A 20,594-nucleotide genomic window follows, 5' to 3' on the forward strand; every position below is an offset into this window, starting at 1 on the left:
ATATATAAGTATAACGAAGTAAAGAAAGTAAAACACGAGTAGAAAAATGATATGAATTATTTTTCTACTCGTATTTTTTATGCTAATATTTATATATAAACTAATTTTGTATAATGTAAAAATATATTCATAGAAAATTCATATGCAAATTATAAGATATATATTAAGTGATTTTGAAATTTAGAGGAGAATTATAATGAAAAATAAAAATATATTAGTAATAGAAGATGATAGTAACATACAAGAATTGATAGTAGAATTTTTAAGTGCAGAAGGATATAGTGTAGAATCGGCAAATGATGGAATAGAGGGTATACAAGCTTTTAAAAAAGGCGAATTTGATTTGGTTATACTAGATGTAATGATGCCTAATTTAGATGGACATGCTGTATGTAAGATGATAAGACAAAGTTCAGATGTACCTATAATATTTTTAACTGCATTAAATCAAGAAAGTGATCAAGTTAAAGGATTTGAGTTAATGTGCGATGATTATATAACAAAACCTTTTTCATTTACTTTATTGATGAAAAGAGTAGAGGCCGTTTTAAGAAGAAGTTCTAAATACAATGAGTCTAATACATTAAGTTTTGAAAAGTTAAGTTTAGATTTAAACACATATCAAGCATTTTTAGATAATGAAGTAATAGAATTGACATTAAAAGAATTTAACATACTAAAGACTTTAATAGAGAATTATCCTCACGTAGTTACTAGAGAGAATTTATTAGATAGTGTATGGGGATATGATTACTATGGGGATACTAGAGTTGTAGATGCTCATATAAAAAATATAAGAAAAAAAATTGGAATTCCATATATAAAAACAGTGAAAGGAATAGGATACAGCCTTGATAAGAATTAGAAACAAATGGAAAGAATTAGCTATAAGTACAAAAATATTTTTAATAATAACAACATTGTCTATAGGGCTTATAGTAACTATATATCTTATTTTATACTTCTTATTACCACCTTATTATGAAAAATATAAGGTGGAGTCTATAAATGATAGATTGACGGTTTTAGCAGCGAGATCAAGAAGAGATGACTTAGAGGGATTAAAACAACATTTATATAAAATTTCACAGCGTGAAAATGTAGGTGTATTATTAAGAGACTCAAATGGAAAAGTTGAATATGGAAATAAAGAACTTTCATTTTTGCCGTATTCTAATAATATTAGTGACTCTTATGAAAACTATCAAAAAACTGTAGCTTTGTATATAAGAGACAGTGATACTCCATATTATTTGGATATAAGTATGCCGCTTCAACCAGTAGATGAAGCAACTACTGTAATATTAGATTTAATGCCTATAATAATAGGGGTTGCTATAGTATTATCTATAATAACCTCATATGCATTCTCAAAATGGGTAACAAAACCTCTTATTGATATAATTGAAAGTGAAAGAATGCAAGAAGCTAAAAGAAAAGAATTTATAGCAACTATATCTCATGAACTAAAAACACCAATAACCATTATAAGTGGACAATTAGAAGGAATGATTTATAATATTGGTAAATATAAAGATCGCGATACATACTTGCAAAAATCATATGATTCTACTCAAGAATTAAAAACTCTAGTAGAAGAAATGATTCAGGTATCTAAATTTGAAATTTTGGAAAAAAAATCTGAAAGCAAAGAATTTGATTTAAATAGTTTAATAAACAAGCTTATAAAAAGACAAATGTATTTAATTGAAGAGAAAGAATTGAAATTAGATGTAAAATATCAAGGTGAAATATTTATAAATGCGGATGAAGAGAGAATAGCAAAAGCTATAAATAATTTGATAAACAATGCTATTAAGTATTCACCGGAAAATGCGGACTTACTAATACGTTTATACAAGAAAGAAAATGCAATTTTAGAGATAGAAAATACAGGTATTACAATAGATGAAAAGCATAAAGATAAATTATTTAAACCATTTTATAGAGTAGAAAAATCAAGAAATAGAAAAACTGGAGGAAGTGGACTGGGGCTTTATATAGTAAGTCAAATACTTAGAGAGCACGGTTTTAAATACAATATAAAAAACGGAAAAAACTCTGTTATATTTATAATAGAATTTAATGAAAATTAGAAAAAATGAAAGATGCTATTTGAAATTATTTTAAATGGCATTTTTTATTTTTTAAAAATGTATATATCAATATTGAAAAGTCATTTAAGCAAATCAAATTTTTTTATAGTATAATATAAATGAAATATTTAAATATAAGGAGATATTGAATTGTTTAATAATATAACTAATGAAAAGATATATCAACAAGTTATAAATCAGATACAAAATATGATATTAGAAGGAAAACTTAAAAACGGAGATAAGCTAATGTCAGAACGTGAATTATCTCAAAAAATGGGAGTAAGTAGAACATCGATAAGAGAGGCACTTAGAGTTTTAGAAACTATGGGGATAATAGAAAGTAGACAAGGTGAAGGTAATTTTATTTGCAATAAAATTGAAACATCATTAATGCAACCTTTATCCATGATGTTTACTTTAAACAATGGAGACTATAAAGATATAATTGAATTAAGACAGATGATAGAACTAGAAGCAGTTAAATTAGCAGCTATAAGAGCAACGGACGAAGAACTTGAAGAGTTGAAAATGATTTCACAAAGATTGACAAAAAAAGATGAAATTTATAATAAAGGCGAAATTGATAAAGAAATACATTATAAAATCACTTGCATGAGTAAGAACTTTTTGATAAAAAGTTTATATACAATATCATTAAATTTATTAGAAAATTTTATTATAAATTCAAGACAAAAGATAGTAGAATTTTACCATGAAGAAGAAACTTTAAATTTACAACATAAAAAAATCTGTGAGGCTATCATAGATAGAGATCCTGAAAGTGCATACAAATACATGAAAGAGCACTTAGATTTAATAAAATTTACTATGGAAAAAATATAGATTTCTAAATTTAGAAATCTATATTTTTTTATTTGAAAATATTTATCAATTTTAAAATGAATAAAAAGTAAATTGAAAATCAAATAATAATATATATTTTGTTAAAATAAAAACAATACTTGTAAATCTTTAGAAAATTTACTATCATGAAAGTACAAACTGGTATGACCATAATACCAATGTTGATAAAAAACAGGAAAACGATTAAACAAACCTAAAACTATACGCTACTAAGTAGTGCTGCATTTCAAGAGGAGGGGCATAAATGGAGTTAAAAGTACCTTATTCAAAAACTGGTATGAACATAAATATACCAGATGAAAACATGATAAAAGTTTTGCAATCCAAAGCTCATGATTTTAAATCTCGATTAAGTGAAGGTGAGATAGTAAAACAAGCTTTAGATAATCCTATAGGAAGTGAAAAATTAGAAGATCTAGTTAAGGGGAAAAAAAGCATGGTTATAATAACTAGCGATCACACTAGACCTGTACCAAGTAGGATAACGTTACCTATAATGCTTAAGGAAATAAGAAATTCAAATCCTGATATAGATATAAAAATAATAATATCAACAGGGTTTCATAGACCTAGTACGAGAGAAGAACTTGTATATAAAATGGGAGAAGAAATAGTGGATAATGAGCAAATAATTATGCACTTTTCAACAGATGAACAAGCTATGGTCAAAGTTGGAACACTTCCATCTGGAGGAGATTTAATTGTAAATAAAGCAATTATAGAAACTGATTTATTAATAGCTGAAGGATTCATAGAACCACACTTCTTTGCAGGTTTTTCAGGTGGAAGAAAAAGTGTACTTCCAGGAGTTGCATCTGCTAAAACCATAATGTATAATCACTGTTCTGAATTTATAGATAGTCCTTACGCTAGAACAGGAAATCTAAAAAATAATCCAATTCATAGAGATATGTTATATGCAGCGCAAAGCGTTAATTTAGACTTTATTTTAAATGTAGTTATAGATAAAGATAAAAAAGTTATAGGTGCTTTTGCAGGCGATGTTAAAGAAGCTCATGAGGTAGGCTGTGAATTTGTAACTAAACTATCAAAAGTTGATAAAGTTGATGCTGACATTGTAGTTAGTACAAATGGAGGTTATCCATTAGATCAAAATATATATCAAACTGTAAAAGGTATGACTGCAGCAGAGGCTACATGCAAAGATGGTGGGGTAATAATTATGATATCTGCATGTAATGATGGACATGGAGGTCAATCTTTTTATGATAGCGTAGCAAATGCATCTTCACCTAGTGAAATATTAGAAAAAGTAAGAAAAATTCCAAAAGATAAAACTATTCCAGACCAATGGGAGTTTCAGATATTAGCAAGAATTCTAGAAAAGTTTACAGTAATAATGGTTACAAACTTATGTGATCCTAATATGATTAAAGATATGCACATGAAACATGCACATAGTTTTGATGAAGCTTTAAAAATGGCTTTTGACATAAAAGGTAAAAACTCAAAAATAGCTGTTATACCTGATGGAGTATCAGTGATAGTAAAGTAAAGGGGGAAGCAATATGGAAATATTAGTATGTATAAAACAAGTTCCAGGAACATCTGAAGTAGAAGTAGATGAAAAGACAGGGGTTTTAAAAAGAGATGGAGTCGATTCTAAAATGAATCCATATGACTTGTACGCTCTTGAAACAGCATTAAGAATTAAAAAAGAAAATGATGCTAAAATAAAAGTTTTAAGTATGGGACCACCACAAGCAAAACAAGTAATTCAAGAAGCATTTATGATGGGTGCTGACGAGGGTTCATTAGTCAGTGATAGAAAATTTGCAGGAGCTGATGTACTTGCAACTTCATATACAATTTCACAAGGAATTAAAAAGTTAGGGAACACTGATCTAATTATTTGTGGTAAGCAAACAACTGATGGGGATACTGCGCAAGTTGGACCAGAAATAGCTGAGTTTTTAAATATACCCCATGTAACAAATGTAACAAAATTAATTGAAACTAAAGAAAAAAGTATAGTAGTAGAAGTAGATATGCCTAATACTCGCGAAATTTGTGAAATTAAATTTCCTTGTTTAATAACAGTTGAAAAAGAGATTTTCCAACCAAGATTACCTTCTTTTAAATTAAAACTTGAAACTAAAGATAGAGAAATACCAATGATTAGCCTTAATGATTTTGAAGACAAAGATGAAAAAAATTATGGGTTAAATGGATCTCCAACTCAAGTTTTAAAAATTTTCCCACCTACTTCAAATGTAGAAAAAGAAACTTGGACGGGTGAAGAAGTATCATCTTTATTATTAAATAAAATAAAAGAGCTAAAATTAATATAAGGGGGAATTTAAAGTGGCTAAAATAGTTATAAATCAAGACAAAGTTACAGAAATGAAAAAAGTATTAGACATATGTCCTTTTGGTGCTATAGAGCTAAATGATGGAAAATTAGAAATTGGTGCAGGATGTAAAATGTGTAAGATATGCGTAAAAACTGGACCAAAGGGTGTATTTGAATTCGTAGAAGATGAAGTTATAAAAATAGATAAAGATAAATGGAAGGGTATAGCAGTATACGTTGATCATCATGAGGGAGATATCCATCCTGTAACATTTGAATTAATAGGAAAAGCTAAAGAAATGGCAAAAAAAATAAATCAACCGGTTTACTGTATATTTGTTGGAAGTAATTTAGAAGGCAAAACAGATGTATTACTTTCTTATGGTGTAGACAATGTATTTGTATATGATTACAAAGATCTAAAAGAATTTAAGATTGAACCATATACTGCATGTGTAGAGAATTTTATAAAAGAAGTAAAACCAACTATATTACTATTTGGAGGAACTACAATTGGTAGAAGTTTAGCCCCAAGGCTTGCAGCTAGATTTAAAACTGGATTAACAGCAGATTGTACAATACTGGATGTTCAAGAAAATACTGACTTAGACCAAATAAGACCTGCTTTTGGTGGTAATATAATGGCACATATACATACACCAAACCATAGACCACAGTTTGCTACAGTTAGATATAAAATATTTTCAGCTCCAGAAAAAGTTGACCATCCAACAGGTAAGGTTACTTTATGTAATATAGATGAAAATAAATTAAAATCTAATATAAATGTTTTAGAAATTAACAATAAAACTAAAGAAGTAGGAATAGAAGATGCAGAAGTTATAATAGTTGGAAGTAGAGCTATTAAGAAAAAAGAAGATATGGAAATGTTATATAAATTAGCTGATTTACTAGGTGGGCAAGTTGCAGGAACAAGACCTTTAGTAGAATCTGGATGGATAGATGCTAAAAAACAAATTGGATTAAGTGGTAGAACTGTAAAGCCTAAGTTAATAATAACTTGTGGGGTATCAGGAGCTATACAGTTTGTTGCAGGGATGAATGGATCAGAATGTATAATATCTATAAATAAAGATGAAAAAGCTCCTATTTTTGATACAGCTCATTATGCAATTGTAGGAGATGTATATGATGTAATACCTAGACTTATTAAGGACTTAGAACTTGAAAAAACAAATGACTATGAAGTAATGGACGAAGTTGTAGCTACATTAGAATAAGGATCGGGGGAAAATACAATGTATAAAAAAATAGATGGAAAAGATATTGAATTTTTAAAAGGTGTATGTGGAGTTGAAAATATTTTAGTAGGAGAGGAAATAAATGAAGACTACTCTCATGATGAATTAGGAGGAGTTGAAAAATACCCTGAAGTTTTAGTAAATGTTCACAGTACAGAAGAAGTTTCTAAAATAATGAAATATGCATATGAAAATAATATACCTGTAACACCAAGAGGACAAGGAACTGGATTAGTTGGAGCCGCTGTAGCTATTTATGGTGGAATAATGATAAATTTAAGTCAAATGAATAAAATAATAGAGCTAGATGAAGAAAACTTAACATTAACAGTAGAACCTGGAGTATTACTTATGACTATAGGTCAATATGTAAGTGAAAGAGATTTATTTTATCCTCCAGATCCAGGTGAAAAAAGTGCAACAATTGGTGGAAATATAAATACCAATGCAGGAGGAATGAGAGCTGTTAAATATGGAGTTACAAGAGACTATGTAAGAGGATTAGAAGTTGTACTTGCAAATGGAGAAGTAATTAATGTTGGAGGAAAAGTTGTAAAAAACAGTTCAGGTTATAGTATAAAAGATTTATTAGTTGGATCAGAAGGGACATTAGGAATAGTAACTAAAGCTATACTTAAATTATTGCCATTACCTAAAAAAGATATAAGTTTACTTATTCCTTTCCCAGATTTAGGAACAGCAATAGATACAGTTCCTAAAATAATAAAATCTAAGTGTATACCAACTGCTATTGAATTTATGGAAAGAGATGTAATACTTGCAGCAGAAGAATTTTTAGGTAAGAAATTCCCAGATAATACATCAGATGCGTACTTACTATTAAAATTTGATGGAAACAGTAAAGAAGAAATTGAAAAGGCCTATGACCAAGTGGCAAAACTTTGTTTAGAGTGTGGAGCTTATGATGTATTTATCTCAGACACTCAAGAAAGAAATGAATCTATATGGTCAGCTAGGGGTGCATTTTTAGAAGCTATAAAAGCTACTACAACTGAAATGGATGAATGTGACGTTGTTGTCCCAAGAGATAAAGTAGCAGAATTTATAAAGTTTACGAATGAACTTCAAGAGACATTGAATGTAAGAATTAAAAGTTTTGGTCATGCAGGAGATGGAAACTTACACATATATATATTAAGAGATGAATTAAATAAATCTGAATGGGATACAAAGTTAAAAGAAACTTTTGAAAAGATGTATGAAAAATCTAGAGAACTTAGAGGCCAAGTTTCAGGAGAGCATGGAATTGGATATGCAAAAAAAGAATATTTAAATGAATCTCAAAGTGAATCATATATGGATATAATAAAAAATATAAAATTAGCGTTTGATGCTAAGAATATATTAAATCCAGGAAAAATATATTAAAACTTCATATAAATAAAAAGTCGATTTTAAATAATCGGCTTTTTTTATGTTTAAGAAAATTCTGATTACTAAAAAAGTGTATAGTCTATGAAACTTAGTTTATTAAAATAATAAAAAAATTAATTTAATTGTATACAAAGTGAAAAAAATATAGTAAAATAATAAAATAGTAAAAAGGTTAGAATTCTAAGTAAATGAGGAGGTAATTATGAAAAAGAGAATATTTTTGATGACTGCATTAATTTCTACTATGATTTTAACAGGTTGTTCAAATGATAATATACAAGAAAAAAAGGAAGAAAAAACAACTACTGAGGAAAGTAGCGTAGATATTGATGTAGCAGGAAAAATAAGAGATAAATTTGATGAACTTGATACAGATTCACATATAAGCTCTTTAACTGAATTTGCACATAGTTTTTCTGATAAAGTTGATTCTGCCAAATCTACATTAAAAGATGCAAATAATGCGTTGGATTCAGCAGGAGATTTAACTGCAGGGTTAGACTCTAAAATTAATGATGCAAATAGTAAAATAAGTAGTGCTAGAGGAGATGTTAATTCAGCTAGACATAAAGTAAATTCTAAAATAGATAATGCTACAGATAAAGTTAATTCAGCATCAGATAAGTTAAGCACAGCAAAAAATAAAGCAGATAGTGCAAAAGATAAAGTAAGTGATAAAATAAATAAAGCAGATAAAGATGTAAATAATGCCAAAGATAAAGTTAATGAAATAGATAGAGATATAAACAATACAAAAGATAAAGTTAATAATAAAGTTGATGACACGAAAAACAAAATAGAAGATACAAAAAACAAGATAGATAGTATAAAAAATGATATATCAGATAAAATTCACAATAGACACTAGAAAAAAACGAAGATTGCAACAAAAAATTCTTACTGTAACATATATTATACAGTAAGAATTTTTTATTTACATTTTATGAACATTTATAGCAGATAAACCTTTTGGAGCATCTATTACATCAAAGCCTACTTCTTCTCCTTCGTGTAAATCCTTACAATGTCCATTTTCCTTAACATTAGAAAAATGAACAAAAACATCGTTTCCATCGTTAGCAGATATAAATCCATATCCTCTATCATTATCAAACCATTTAACTACGCCTGTGAATTTTGACATACAAAAACTCCTTTAAATTTTATTTAGATAAAATATTAATAATTTATCTAAACATAGTATTTACGGTTAAAGATTTTTAATAGGAGAAAAAATATGTAAAATTTAATAAAATTTAGGGTCTGAGATTTCTTCTCCTCTTACATATCTATGGATAATATTTCTATCATCACCTATATATATAAATCTTTCCAACCTTTCAATTAAACTATAACTTTCAGGATTTAAATTACTATCATCTAAAATTAAGGCATCAAAATCATAATTTTTTTCGAAACTACCGACTTTTCCAAAGAAGCTTCCGCCACCTTTTGTAGACATATAAAAAGCCTCTGAGAGAGTTAAAAAATTTACTTGCTTATTTGAGTTAACCCATAAAAGTTTAGAACATTGTATAGCATTTACCATAACTTTGAATATAGATAAATCGTGACCTCCACTAATATCTGAGCCAAGTGCTATGTTAATATCATTATCTAAAAATTTTCTAACAGGCATAATACCACTTCCTAAATTTAAGTTCGAATTTGGACAGTGAACTGCAAAGACGTTATTTTTTTTCATAAGTTCTAATTCTTTATCGCAAGAATAAACACAATGAGCCATTAAAGTTTTAGTTTGACCGAACAAGTTAAATCTATTATAAGCATCTCCATAAAATTCAGATTCTGGTTGAAGTTGTTTAACCCAATCTATTTCTCCTAAATTCTCAGATAGATGAGATTGAGTAGGTACATTGTACTTAATTGCTAAATCACCTAATGATTTTAAAAGTTCACTATTACAGCTAGGTATAAATCTTGGTGTAATTATAGGATTAACCAGTTCATCAGCATTGTAATAATTTTCTAATATATACTCAGTATCAGAAATTGACTTTTCTGTATCTTCTAATAAGTCGTCTGTGCAGTTTATATTCATATTAACTTTTCCCACAAGAGCCCCAAGTCCACTTTGCTTAAATAAATCCATAAGCCTTATGCTAGACTCTTTGTGAACAGTTGCAAAAACAGCTATTCTAGTGGTTCCATGTCGCCAAACTTCTTTTATAAAATCTTTATAAACTTTATCTGAATATTCTATGCTTTTAAATTTACCTTCTTCAGGGAATGTGTAATTATCAAGCCAAGGTATTAACTCTTTATCCATAGCCATTCCTAAATTTCTAAATTGAGGCGCATGACAATGTAAATCATTCATTCCTGGAATTATTAAATTATTACTAAAATCTATAACTTCAAAATTTTTATATTCACTTGGTAAGTTTTTATATAAATCTAGTATCTTTCCATTTTTAACTATTATAAAACCATTTTCTATTATTTCGAATTTATCTTTAATTTTCGTAAATAATATATTCCCCTTATATATTTGAACCATAAATACCTCCTGATATGTGAAAAAAATTGTTAATTTAATTATAATATACGTATGATTAAAAGTAAAATATAAAAAAAGTTCGTATTATGATGGTTTTAAATACCGTAGCTAAAAATAGTATATGTAATATGATGAAGTAAAAATTCATATTTTATAGTGATAATCAATTTGTCCTAAATAATGGGGGGAGATTTTATGATAGATGATTTTCATATAGGTATAGATATTGGATCAACTACAGTGAAAGTTATTGTATTGGATGATAGTAAAAATATGATATTTAAATCATACAAAAGACATTTATCAGATATAAAAAATTCAGTTATAAGTTTATTAAGTGAAGCCTATGATAGTGTAGGTGATAATAGAGTATCTGTTGTTATAACCGGATCTGGAGGTATGAAATTAGCAAAAAAATTAAATGTAGAATTTGTTCAAGAAGTAATAGCAAGTACAAAGGCGATTGAAACTTATAACCCAGAAACTGATGTGGTTATAGAACTTGGTGGAGAAGATGCTAAAATAATATATTTGACTAATGGTATAGAACAGAGAATGAATGGGATATGCGCTGGTGGTACAGGGTCTTTTATAGATCAGATGGCAATATTATTAAAAACTGATGCTAAAGGGCTAAATGATTTAGCCAAAGACTATAAAAATATATATAGCATAGCTGCTAGGTGTGGAGTATTTGCTAAAACAGATATACAACCACTTATAAATGAAGGAGCTAGGAAAGAAGATATAGCTGCTAGCATATTTCATGCTGTAGTTGTCCAAACGATTAGTGTATTGGCCTGTGGAAGAAAAATTAAAGGTAATGTTGCATTTTTAGGAGGACCTCTATATTTTTTATCAGAACTAAGAAATAGGTTTATAGATGTACTAAATTTAGAGAAAGGAAATATAATATTTCCTGAAAATGCACAGTTGTACATAGCTATGGGTGCTGCATTATCATATAAAAATGACTATATGTTATTTAGTGATTTAATAAAAAACATAGAAAGTTTAAAAGATATAGAAGGTGTAGTTAGCTCTGAAATTAAACCATTGTTTGATAACGAAAGAGAATATGAACTTTTTAAAAATAGACATAAAAAAAATATAGTAAAATCAATAGATATATCAAGCTATAAAGGTAAATGTTTTTTAGGAATTGATGCTGGGTCTACAACTACAAAAGTTGCATTAATAGACGAATGTGGAAATTTATTATTTTCAGAATATAAAAGTAATGAAGGGAACCCATTAAGATCAACTATAGGCATTTTAAATAATCTATATAGTATTTTACCAAGTGAAGCGAAAATTGTTAATTCTGTAGTAACAGGATATGGAGAAGGATTAATTAAAAGTGCCTTAAAAGTTGATTTTGGAGAGATAGAAACTATCGCTCACTATAAAGGAGCTAAATTTTTCTCACCGAAAGTTGATTTTATATTAGATATAGGCGGGCAAGATATGAAGTGCTTAAAAATAAATCAAGGTGTAATTGAAACTATTATCTTAAATGAAGCTTGCTCATCTGGATGTGGATCTTTTTTAGAAACATTTGCTAAGTCATTAAATCTAGATATAAAAGAATTTGCTAAAAAGGCATTATTTTCAAAACATCCTGTTGATTTAGGATCAAGATGCACAGTTTTTATGAACTCTAGAGTAAAACAAGCTCAAAAAGAAGGAAATTCGGTTGGAGATATAAGTGCAGGGCTTTCTTATTCTGTTATAAAGAATGCGTTGTATAAAGTTATAAAAATGAAATCATCTGAAGATATTGGAAAGCATCCTGTTGTACAAGGGGGGACCTTTTATAATGATGCAGTTTTAAGATCATTTGAAAATTTAACATGTAGAGAAGTTGTAAGACCTAATATAGCTGGTATAATGGGAGCATTTGGGGCAAGTATAATTGCAAAAGAAAAGTATAAAGAAGACTATATAACAACCCTTTTAAATGAAGAGTCTATGAACTCTATAAATTTAAAAATAAGTACATCTAGATGTAAGGGGTGTTCAAATAATTGCTTGCTTACTGTAAATGATTTTGGAAACTCAGAAAAATTCATATCTGGAAATAGATGTGAAAAGGGGATGGGTTTATATAGAAAAGAAAAAGTTGATATAAATTTATTTGATTATAAATATAAACGAGTGTTTAATTATAGAAAATTAGATGCAGAAAGCGCAATAAGAAAAGAAATTGGAATTCCTAGAGTTTTAAATATATATGAAGATTATCCTTTATGGCATACTATATTTACAAATTTAGGATTTAGTGTTGTTTTGTCAGATGCATCTTCAAAGGATATTTATGAGCAGGGGATGGACTCTATTGCATCAGAATCTGCATGTTATCCAGCAAAACTAGTTCATGGGCATATACAAAATTTAATAAAAAAAGGTATCAAAAATATATTTTATCCATGTATTAGGAGTGAGAGTAAAGAATTTAAAAATGCCAACAATAGTTTTAATTGTCCTGTTGTAATGTCTTACTCAGAAGTAATTAAAAATAATATTAGTGAGATTAAAGAAAATAAAATAAATTATATTAACCCATTTTTACCTATACACAATAAAAATTCTTTAAAGAAACGACTTTTAGAAGAACTAAATAAAATAAAAAAATATAATAAAGATTTTTTAGAAATTAGTAAAGCAGAGATAGATAAAAGTGTAGAATTAGGATTTGAAGAATATGAAAAATTTAAAGAAGATATGAGGTATATGGGAGAAAAATCTGTAGAAATAATAAATAAAAATAATAAAAGAGGGATTGTTTTAGCAGGAAGACCATATCATATAGATCCAGAAATAAATCATGGAATACCAGAATTGATAAATTCATTAGATATGGCAGTTTTAACAGAGGATAGTGTTGCACATTTAGGAAAGTTAGAGGACCCTTTAAGAGTGGTTGATCAGTGGACATATCACTCAAGGCTTTACAGAGCTGCGAATTTTGTAAATTCTGAAAAAAATATAGAACTTGTACAATTAAATTCTTTTGGGTGTGGATTAGATGCAGTTACAACTGACCAAGTTCAAGAAATTTTAAATGGTGAAGGTAAAATTTATACATGCATAAAAATAGATGAAGGTAACAATTTAGGAGCAGCAAAGATAAGATTAAGATCATTAAAAGCATCTATAGAAGAAAGAGATATTAATGGGTTAAAGATAGAGAAAAGGAAAAAAACATATATAAAAGGAAAAATAAACAAATCTACAAAATCAAATTATACTATACTAATGCCGCAAATGTCGCCTATCCACTTTGAGTTAGTAGAACATGCAATTAAATCTTGTGGATATAACATCGAAGTGCTTAAAGGCTATGACGGAGCTATAGAAGAAGGACTGAAATATGTTAATAATGATGCTTGCTATCCTGCGATAATTGTTATAGGGCAATTAGTTAAGGCTATTAAAAGTGGAAAATATGATTTAAGCAAAACTATGGTTGCGATAACACAAACTGGAGGTGTTTGTAGAGCTACAAATTACATTGGTTTCTTGAGAAAGGCATTGAGTGATGCAGGTTATGGTGATATTCCAGTAATATCATTATCTTTAAATGGAGAAGAGAAACGAAATTTATATAGTGTATTTTCATTAGGGCTTATAAATAGGGTTATGATGGCAGCTATTTATGGAGATTTACTTATGAAAGTTTTATATAGAGTAAGACCTTATGAACAATATAAGGGTAGTGCAAATAAACTATATCAAAAACATCTAGAAATTTGTAAGGATAGTTTAAAAAAGGCTAGTTTATCTAACTTTAAAGAAAATATATATAATATAGTTAAAGAATTTGATGAATTTCCTATAAAGGAACAAGATAAACCTAGAGTTGGATTGGTAGGAGAAATTTTAGTTAAGTTTCACCCACTGGCAAATAATAATATTGTAGATATTTTAGAGGCTGAAGGAGTAGAGGTTGTTGTTCCAGAACTTATGAATTTCTTCTTAAGTTGTGCTTATAATACTTATTATAAATCAGAGCATTTGTTAGATAAAAAATATAGAAAATTAGGTGGAAAGTTGATGAAAGATACAATAGAGATGTATCAAAAACATTACTCAAATGCATTGAAAAATAGTAAAAGATTTAACATGCCAGAGAGTATTGAAACATTAGCTAATAAAGCCTCTAAGATAGTTTCGATTGGAAATCAAGCGGGAGAGGGATGGTTATTAACAGCTGAAATGGTAGAACTTATAGAAAGTGGAGTTGGAAATATTGTATGTATGCAACCTTTTGCTTGTTTACCAAATCATATAACAGGTAAGGGAGTTATCAAGGAACTTAAACGAACTTATAAAAGTGCAAATATTGTTCCGATTGATTATGACCCAGGAGCAAGTGAAGTAAATCAAATTAATAGGATTAAACTTATGTTGTCAACATCATTTAAAACAATGTAAAAAAAGAAGATGTATAAACTACATCTTCTTTTTAGTTATTTATTAGAAAGTTACTTAACAATAAATTATATAACATTAAAAAATGGGTATTATTACCAAATTTAATATTATAATATAAAGGGATTAAAAAGATATTTGGCGAATAATGTAAGGTTGTAAAGAGTTGGAATATGTAATTTTAAAAATTTAATAAGGAGGATAGATTGTTGATATATGTATTTAGAGATTTACCAAGTTTACATACTGAAAGGTTAACACTTAGAAAAATTTATAGAAATGATATCAATGAATTACATAGATGTTTATCGAATGATTATCTATCAAAATATATGCTAATAGATTTTGATAAAAGTATAAATACGACAAAGAAGATGCTAGATATGATAATAAATGGATATGAAAATGATAAGGCTACTCCTTGGGGAGTTACTTTAAAAGAAGATGGAAAATTAATTGGTATGTGTGGATTTTCAAGTTATAGTAAATTAAATAATAAAGCTGAGGTTGGATATATATTAAATAGTGATTATTGGAATAAAGGAATAATAACAGAAGCTCTTTGCAGTGTTATAGATTTTGGGTTTGAAAATATGAACTTAAATAAAATAGAGGCTAAATGTATATCAGGAAATTCTGCATCTGAAAAAGTTATGATAAAAAATGGAATGCGCTTAGATGGCATATTAAGAAGTGATAGGCTTCATAAAGGTATGTATACAGATTTAAAACTATATTCAATTTTGAAACAAGACAAATAAATGTTGTTTATTTGTCTTATATGTTATAATATTAAGACAACTATGTAAAATGAAGGTGGGCTAAAAATGAAGGTAGTAAAAGAAGCTATATCGTCTCCTTATTTAGAATATGGAATTGATGAAGATATAGTTATTCATGAAGGAAATTTTTGCATTTACCTAGATAAGCTATATAAATGTAAGGGCCGGATCTACTATAGAATTAGTCCTCCCGTATGTATAAATTTTGAAGCTAAAGTACTAGGTCATAAAAATATAGATTTAGAAATTCTTAAAGATGATTATCTAGAGGGAATTATAGAAGTCCATGGATATCAGCCTTTCCAAGTTAATATAAATAATATACAAAAAAATTATGTAGATGGATACGTTAGCAGTGGAATAATAAAATCAAAAAATAGATATGTGGATTACATAGATTTTCATATTGTAAATTTTGACAAAAAGCAAGGAACCCTTATAAAGTATATGGATAAATTGTTTGCTGGAAGAATTGAGTTTGAAATAAGTGGATATGAGATAATAATTGATAAAAGATACGATTATAAAAAAGAACTATATGAAGAGCTAAGGTTTAAAAATGGTAGTATAATTACACATATAGGAAGAATAAAAAGAAAAGATAATAAAGTATTTAAGTCAACATATATATTTAAACTATTAGATGAGATATCAGATACGCTTAGCTTTTTAGCTGGAAGATATATAGGTATATGTATGGTAATGGGTTATAAAGACAATCAAAATACATTTAGGCTATGGAAGGAGTCTTTAACAACCCCATTTAAATATGTTCCTACATGGTCTGACACTATAGCAAATCATCATAATATTGAAAAATATATGAACTTAATGTGCAGAAAATTGCATGATTCTTACTATGGTCCAGCGTTAAAGCATGTAGTAGACTGGTACATAGAATCTATAGATAATATAAGTATAGAAAATAATGTTGTATCCTTACAAATTGCACTAGAAACACTGTCTTATGTTGTTGTTGTTGAAAAAAATAAAATTTTAACTGATGTAGAGTTTGAAAAAAATACAGCCTCTGACAATATAAGAATCTTATTAGATGCGTGTAGTATATATTATGGAAAAGAAGAATTAAACTTATTTAATGAATATATTTATAACAAGTTCAATGATGGAGTTGATATATTTACATATTTTAGAAATAAAGTTGTTCATCCAACACGAAAAACTAAAAGAGCTAATTTAACAGTTGAAGATATGTGGAATATACTTCAAATAGGTACTAGATACGTGGAATTAGTAGTTTTATATATCATTAATTATAAAGGAGAGTATTCTAACCGTTTAAATGATAGATGCTATGGAGAGGTTGAAGTTGTTCCATGGAATGATTAAATTTTATTTTAAGAAAATGTTTTAACATGTAGAAAACTGTGTAATAATATAAAAAATACAGTAAAGGAAAGTGATATATATGTTAAAATTTTATGGATATTCTAGATGATCTACAGTTAGGAAGGCCAAGGCTTGGCTTAATGATAATAATATAGATTTTGAGGAAATAGAAATAGTAAAAAATCCTCCTAGCAAAGAAGAATTAGAAACTATGTATAAAACAGGTACATATGAATTAAAAAAATTCTTTAACACTAGTGGGGTTAAATATAGAGAACTTGGACTTAAAGATATAGTTAAAAGTGAAAGTGATGATAAATTGCTAGAAATTTTAGCTAGTGATGGAATGCTTATAAAAAGACCTATAGCATTTGATGGAAAAAATGTACTTATAGGATTCAAAGAAGATGAATGGAAAGAAAAACTTTTAATAAAATAAAAAAAAGAACCTTTATATAAAGGTTCTTTTTTTTATTTTATTAAATTTAAAGAAGATAAAGTTGACAATAGTGTGCATGAAGTGTATATATATAATATACACAGTTTATACACACTGTACATATTATATTAAAGAAATGAGGTGTGAAATTGAATATAAATATAAGTAATACATCTACAACTCCACTTTATGAACAAATTAAAAATCAAATTCAAAATCAAATTCTAGATTCTACACTAAAGCAAGGGGAAGGATTGCCATCTATAAGGAATTTTGCAAAAGAGCTAAAGGTTAGTATTATAACTATAAAAAGGGCTTATGAGGAACTTGAAAAAGAAGGCTTTATAGAGACGATTGCAGGAAGAGGAACATTTGTATCTATGCAAAATAAAGAGAGATTAAGAGAAACAGCTTTATATGAGATAGAAAATAAACTTGAAATAGTTATAAAACAAGCAAAGTCAGTAGGTATAACTTTAGAGGAAGGTATAGAGATATTTAAAAGTTTATATGAAGAAGTCTAAGGAGGTTAATTTATGAATGCTATAGATATAAAAAACTTAAATAAAACACTAGAAGATTTTAAATTAACAATAAATGATATTGAAATAAAAAAAGGATATATAACTGGATTTATAGGACCTAATGGCTCCGGGAAGACAACAACTATGAAGTTGATTATGAATATGCTGAAAAAAGATAGTGGAACTATAAAAGTATTTGGTAAGGAAAGAGAAGTAGATGATCTTGAAATAAAAGAAACTATAGGGTACATAGGAGATGTATCCGGTTATATGCAAGAAAATAAATTGAAGAATATAAAAAAGGCAATAAAACCATTTTATAAAAATTGGGATGAACAGTTATATAAAAAATATATAATGAAATTTAAATTAAATGAAAACAAAGTATATAAAGAACTTTCAAAAGGACAACAAAAGAAATTTGAACTTGTAATGGTACTATCGCATCATCCAAAGTTGATAATAATGGATGAACCAACAGCGAACTTAGATCCATTAGTAAGGAATGAATTTCTTGAAATTTTACAGGAACACATAGAAAAAGAAGAAGCTACAGTATTTTATTCAACTCATATAACATCTGACTTAGATAAAGTAGCAGATTTTCTGGTATTTATATACGAAGGGCATATAATTCTTTCAGGAAACAAAGAGGATATACTAGAAAATCACAAAATAATAAGAGGAAATAAAGAGCTGTTAGACATGGATACAAAAAAAGAATTTATATCGTACACTGAAAATTCTTTTGGATTTAGTGGTATGACTTCAAATGTAAAAAATGCTTATGAAGTATTTGGTGAAGAAGTAGTATATGATAATGCAAACTTAGAAGATATATTAATGTATTATACAAAGGGGTGTTAATTATGGAAAATATAATTAATCTTACAAAAATGAGCTTGAATAATTTAAGTTCAATTATAAAGACTATATTGATTGTGATAATTGTATGGATTGGAATTGCTATGATTAATCAAGCTTTTTTTAATATTATATTTGGAATGGGGACATATTTGCTTTTGATGCAGGTAATGTCATATGAGGACACGTATGGGATAGATAACTTAATTGCTAAACTTCCTGTGAGCAAAAATGAATATGTAATTTCCAGATATGTTTTAGGAATTATTATTTCTGTAATTTTCATGGTATTATCAGTTTTAATTTATTCTATATTAAATTCAATTTTAGAATTAGATTTAACATTAGGAATATTTATTTTAATTGGGTTTGTGACATCTATGTTAGCTATATCTGTTATAATACCTGTTATTTTAAAATTTGGAATAAATAAAGGGAGAATGGTAATTACGATATTGACGGTATTGATGGTAGTTGTTCCGACTGGAATTATGACTAGCATTTGGGATAATAAAGAATTTATGTATAAAATTATGGATATAGCTGGAAATATAGGAATTCCTTTTATATTAATTATATCAAGTATATTAATTTTAATAATTTCAATTATAATTAGCTTGCGTGTATATAAATCAAAAGAAATAAAATAGTAATATAAAAAAGGATTAGAATATTCTAATCCTTTTTTTCTGGTATATAAATTTTTGGTATGTACAAAGTTATATTTTCTAAGCTTGTAATAGTATCATAAATAATTTTAGCATTATCTTCTAGATCATTGCTTTTGAGATCTAATGTTAAAAGTGTTTTTGATAAGTTTTTAATTTCTAATATATTAGTATTTTCTATAAACCCAATTTTTATATTTTTATTACATTTAAGTAGGTCATTTAAATGTTTAAAATCTAAAGTCATAATATCCCCCTCCCTGATAAGTTTATAATATAATATATATGTAAAAAACTCAAATAAAAACAAAGTATTACAATATGAATGAATTTTATAAAAACTTTGAATAAAACTGGATATTTTTAGTATTAAAATTCAGAATCATGTGATAATATTTTAGATGTAATTAAAAGTTTTAGTTAACTATATTGTTTTTAAAATCTAAATAGGGAGGCAGCTGATGGGGGAAAAACAAAATAGCTCTATGATAAGATCTCTTTCAATTATAATTGCAGTACTATTTTCAATAGAAATAGTTACATATACTATGGTATATATAAACTTAAAAAGCAATTCTAATAATGCAACAAATGACATAATGTTTTTTATGATACCGCCTATTATATATATGATAGCATTTTATATATCTTTTAAGGCTATTGAAGATGAGGAAAACTCAATTTTTTCGACTTTGCTAAGTATTTTAGCATCATGGACTCCATTTTTTTTAGTACCAACTTTTATAGATAACAACATGTTAGAAACGCTATTTACTAACTTAGAGATAGTTAAACTACTACCTAAGATATCTATAGCTATAGGAGTTGTATCAACTTTAAAAGGGATTGGGGCTTATACAATTAAATCTAAAAAAGAAAAAGAAGCAAGAAGAGAGAGAGAATTACAAATAAAAAGAGAAAGGCGAGAACTTTATAAACAAGAATTATTAAAGCATAAAAATAGAAAAAGAACTTATTAAATTTATATATCTAAAGTAGCAAGTATTTTAAGTTAAATAAATAAAAAGAGTTGTCTTATCAATTGGGACAACTCTTTTTGTTTTAATCATATATAAAG

At 27.4% G+C, this 20,594-nt stretch carries 19 protein-coding genes; 16 read left to right on the top strand and 3 right to left on the bottom strand.

Features of this window, described 5'->3' with window-relative positions:
* Positions 1–196 precede the first annotated feature (196 nt).
* The 8 genes from RWY47_RS15455 (at position 197) to RWY47_RS15490 (ending at position 8,802) form a co-directional block, all read left to right on the top strand.
* Positions 197–865 (top strand): response regulator transcription factor, encoded by a 669-nt coding sequence (locus tag RWY47_RS15455; protein ID WP_021431171.1) that lies wholly within the window; start codon positions 197–199, stop codon positions 863–865.
* Positions 852–2,096 (top strand): sensor histidine kinase, encoded by a 1,245-nt coding sequence (locus tag RWY47_RS15460; RefSeq protein WP_025162934.1) that lies wholly within the window; start codon positions 852–854, stop codon positions 2,094–2,096. The genes RWY47_RS15455 and RWY47_RS15460 overlap by 14 nt, the downstream gene beginning before the upstream one ends.
* 150 nt (positions 2,097–2,246) lie before the next feature.
* Entirely contained in the window at positions 2,247–2,942 is a 696-nt protein-coding gene (locus RWY47_RS15465) for a FadR/GntR family transcriptional regulator (RefSeq protein ID WP_150887286.1), read from the top strand.
* A 265-nt stretch (positions 2,943–3,207) separates the two neighbouring features.
* Positions 3,208–4,479 carry a nickel-dependent lactate racemase gene (gene larA, locus RWY47_RS15470; RefSeq protein ID WP_021433412.1) on the top strand — a complete coding sequence of 424 codons (1,272 nt, stop codon included), beginning with the start codon at positions 3,208–3,210 and terminating at the stop codon, positions 4,477–4,479.
* Between the two features lie 13 nt (positions 4,480–4,492).
* The gene (locus RWY47_RS15475; RefSeq protein WP_085282011.1) at positions 4,493–5,275 is read left to right on the top strand and encodes an electron transfer flavoprotein subunit beta/FixA family protein; all 783 of its coding nucleotides are present in this window, start codon (positions 4,493–4,495) and stop codon (positions 5,273–5,275) included.
* A gap of 13 nt (positions 5,276–5,288) precedes the next feature.
* Complete coding sequence (locus RWY47_RS15480) at positions 5,289–6,518, top strand: FAD-binding protein (protein ID WP_150843039.1); 1,230 nt, start codon at positions 5,289–5,291, stop codon at positions 6,516–6,518.
* Positions 6,519–6,536: 18 nt separating this feature from the next.
* Positions 6,537–7,928 (top strand): FAD-binding oxidoreductase, encoded by a 1,392-nt coding sequence (locus tag RWY47_RS15485; protein WP_150843038.1) that lies wholly within the window; start codon positions 6,537–6,539, stop codon positions 7,926–7,928.
* Between the two features lie 208 nt (positions 7,929–8,136).
* Positions 8,137–8,802, top strand: a complete 666-nt coding sequence (locus RWY47_RS15490; protein ID WP_025162931.1) for a coiled-coil domain-containing protein — start codon at positions 8,137–8,139, stop codon at positions 8,800–8,802.
* Positions 8,803–8,868: 66 nt separating this feature from the next.
* Here the strand turns inward: RWY47_RS15490 and RWY47_RS15495 are convergent, their stop codons facing one another.
* Together RWY47_RS15495 and RWY47_RS15500 are read right to left on the bottom strand one after the other, a co-directional pair.
* A complete protein-coding gene (locus tag RWY47_RS15495; protein ID WP_021431163.1) occupies positions 8,869–9,078 on the bottom strand; it encodes a cold-shock protein in 210 nt (69 codons plus the stop codon).
* Positions 9,079–9,180: 102 nt separating this feature from the next.
* A complete protein-coding gene (locus tag RWY47_RS15500) occupies positions 9,181–10,455 on the bottom strand; it encodes an amidohydrolase family protein (protein WP_150843036.1) in 1,275 nt (424 codons plus the stop codon).
* Between the two features lie 195 nt (positions 10,456–10,650).
* On the opposite strand from RWY47_RS15500, the gene RWY47_RS15505 reads away from it, so the two are divergent.
* The 7 genes from RWY47_RS15505 to RWY47_RS15535 all read left to right on the top strand — a co-directional run bounded on the left by RWY47_RS15505 (position 10,651) and on the right by RWY47_RS15535 (position 19,498).
* Positions 10,651–14,892, top strand: coding sequence for a 2-hydroxyacyl-CoA dehydratase (locus RWY47_RS15505; protein ID WP_224170909.1), 4,242 nt, complete (start codon positions 10,651–10,653; stop codon positions 14,890–14,892).
* 206 nt (positions 14,893–15,098) lie between these two features.
* Positions 15,099–15,650 carry a GNAT family N-acetyltransferase gene (locus tag RWY47_RS15510; RefSeq protein ID WP_160165093.1) on the top strand — a complete coding sequence of 184 codons (552 nt, stop codon included), beginning with the start codon at positions 15,099–15,101 and terminating at the stop codon, positions 15,648–15,650.
* 66 nt (positions 15,651–15,716) lie between these two features.
* On the top strand, positions 15,717–17,021 hold the full coding sequence (locus tag RWY47_RS15515; protein WP_021431159.1) for a hypothetical protein: 1,305 nt from the start codon (positions 15,717–15,719) through the stop codon (positions 17,019–17,021).
* 79 nt (positions 17,022–17,100) lie between these two features.
* Positions 17,101–17,460, top strand: coding sequence for an arsenate reductase family protein (locus tag RWY47_RS15520; protein WP_077175981.1), 360 nt, complete (start codon positions 17,101–17,103; stop codon positions 17,458–17,460).
* Positions 17,461–17,603: 143 nt separating this feature from the next.
* Complete coding sequence (locus tag RWY47_RS15525; protein WP_430079920.1) at positions 17,604–17,984, top strand: GntR family transcriptional regulator; 381 nt, start codon at positions 17,604–17,606, stop codon at positions 17,982–17,984.
* 12 nt (positions 17,985–17,996) lie between these two features.
* Entirely contained in the window at positions 17,997–18,851 is an 855-nt protein-coding gene (locus RWY47_RS15530) for an ABC transporter ATP-binding protein (RefSeq protein WP_150843035.1), read from the top strand.
* A 2-nt stretch (positions 18,852–18,853) separates the two neighbouring features.
* A complete protein-coding gene (locus RWY47_RS15535; protein ID WP_142730036.1) occupies positions 18,854–19,498 on the top strand; it encodes an ABC-2 transporter permease in 645 nt (214 codons plus the stop codon).
* A 25-nt stretch (positions 19,499–19,523) separates the two neighbouring features.
* Here the strand turns inward: RWY47_RS15535 and RWY47_RS15540 are convergent, their stop codons facing one another.
* The gene (locus RWY47_RS15540; protein ID WP_224170910.1) at positions 19,524–19,763 is read right to left on the bottom strand and encodes a hypothetical protein; all 240 of its coding nucleotides are present in this window, start codon (positions 19,761–19,763) and stop codon (positions 19,524–19,526) included.
* 214 nt (positions 19,764–19,977) lie between these two features.
* On the opposite strand from RWY47_RS15540, the gene RWY47_RS15545 reads away from it, so the two are divergent.
* A complete protein-coding gene (locus RWY47_RS15545; protein ID WP_021431153.1) occupies positions 19,978–20,496 on the top strand; it encodes a hypothetical protein in 519 nt (172 codons plus the stop codon).
* The last annotated feature ends 98 nt before the right edge of the window (positions 20,497–20,594 follow it).

Origin of the sequence: Paraclostridium sp. MRS3W1 (assembly GCF_032465715.1) — a bacterium.
In the GTDB taxonomy this organism is placed as follows: Bacteria; Bacillota; Clostridia; order Peptostreptococcales; family Peptostreptococcaceae; genus Paraclostridium; species Paraclostridium dentum.

Bases quoted from the DNA above. Each gene is read 5' to 3' on its own strand.
- RWY47_RS15455 (WP_021431171.1), top strand. From the start codon at position 197: ATGAAAAATAAAAATATATTAGTAATAGAAGATGATAGTAACATACAA.
- larA (WP_021433412.1), top strand. From the start codon at position 3,208: ATGGAGTTAAAAGTACCTTATTCAAAAACTGGTATGAACATAAATATA.
- RWY47_RS15475 (WP_085282011.1), top strand. From the start codon at position 4,493: ATGGAAATATTAGTATGTATAAAACAAGTTCCAGGAACATCTGAAGTA.
- RWY47_RS15485 (WP_150843038.1), top strand. From the start codon at position 6,537: ATGTATAAAAAAATAGATGGAAAAGATATTGAATTTTTAAAAGGTGTA.
- RWY47_RS15490 (WP_025162931.1), top strand. From the start codon at position 8,137: ATGAAAAAGAGAATATTTTTGATGACTGCATTAATTTCTACTATGATT.
- RWY47_RS15495 (WP_021431163.1), bottom strand. From the start codon at position 9,078: ATGTCAAAATTCACAGGCGTAGTTAAATGGTTTGATAATGATAGAGGA.
- RWY47_RS15500 (WP_150843036.1), bottom strand. From the start codon at position 10,455: ATGGTTCAAATATATAAGGGGAATATATTATTTACGAAAATTAAAGAT.
- RWY47_RS15505 (WP_224170909.1), top strand. From the start codon at position 10,651: ATGATAGATGATTTTCATATAGGTATAGATATTGGATCAACTACAGTG.
- RWY47_RS15515 (WP_021431159.1), top strand. From the start codon at position 15,717: ATGAAGGTAGTAAAAGAAGCTATATCGTCTCCTTATTTAGAATATGGA.
- RWY47_RS15530 (WP_150843035.1), top strand. From the start codon at position 17,997: ATGAATGCTATAGATATAAAAAACTTAAATAAAACACTAGAAGATTTT.
- RWY47_RS15535 (WP_142730036.1), top strand. From the start codon at position 18,854: ATGGAAAATATAATTAATCTTACAAAAATGAGCTTGAATAATTTAAGT.
- RWY47_RS15540 (WP_224170910.1), bottom strand. From the start codon at position 19,763: ATGACTTTAGATTTTAAACATTTAAATGACCTACTTAAATGTAATAAA.
- RWY47_RS15545 (WP_021431153.1), top strand. From the start codon at position 19,978: ATGGGGGAAAAACAAAATAGCTCTATGATAAGATCTCTTTCAATTATA.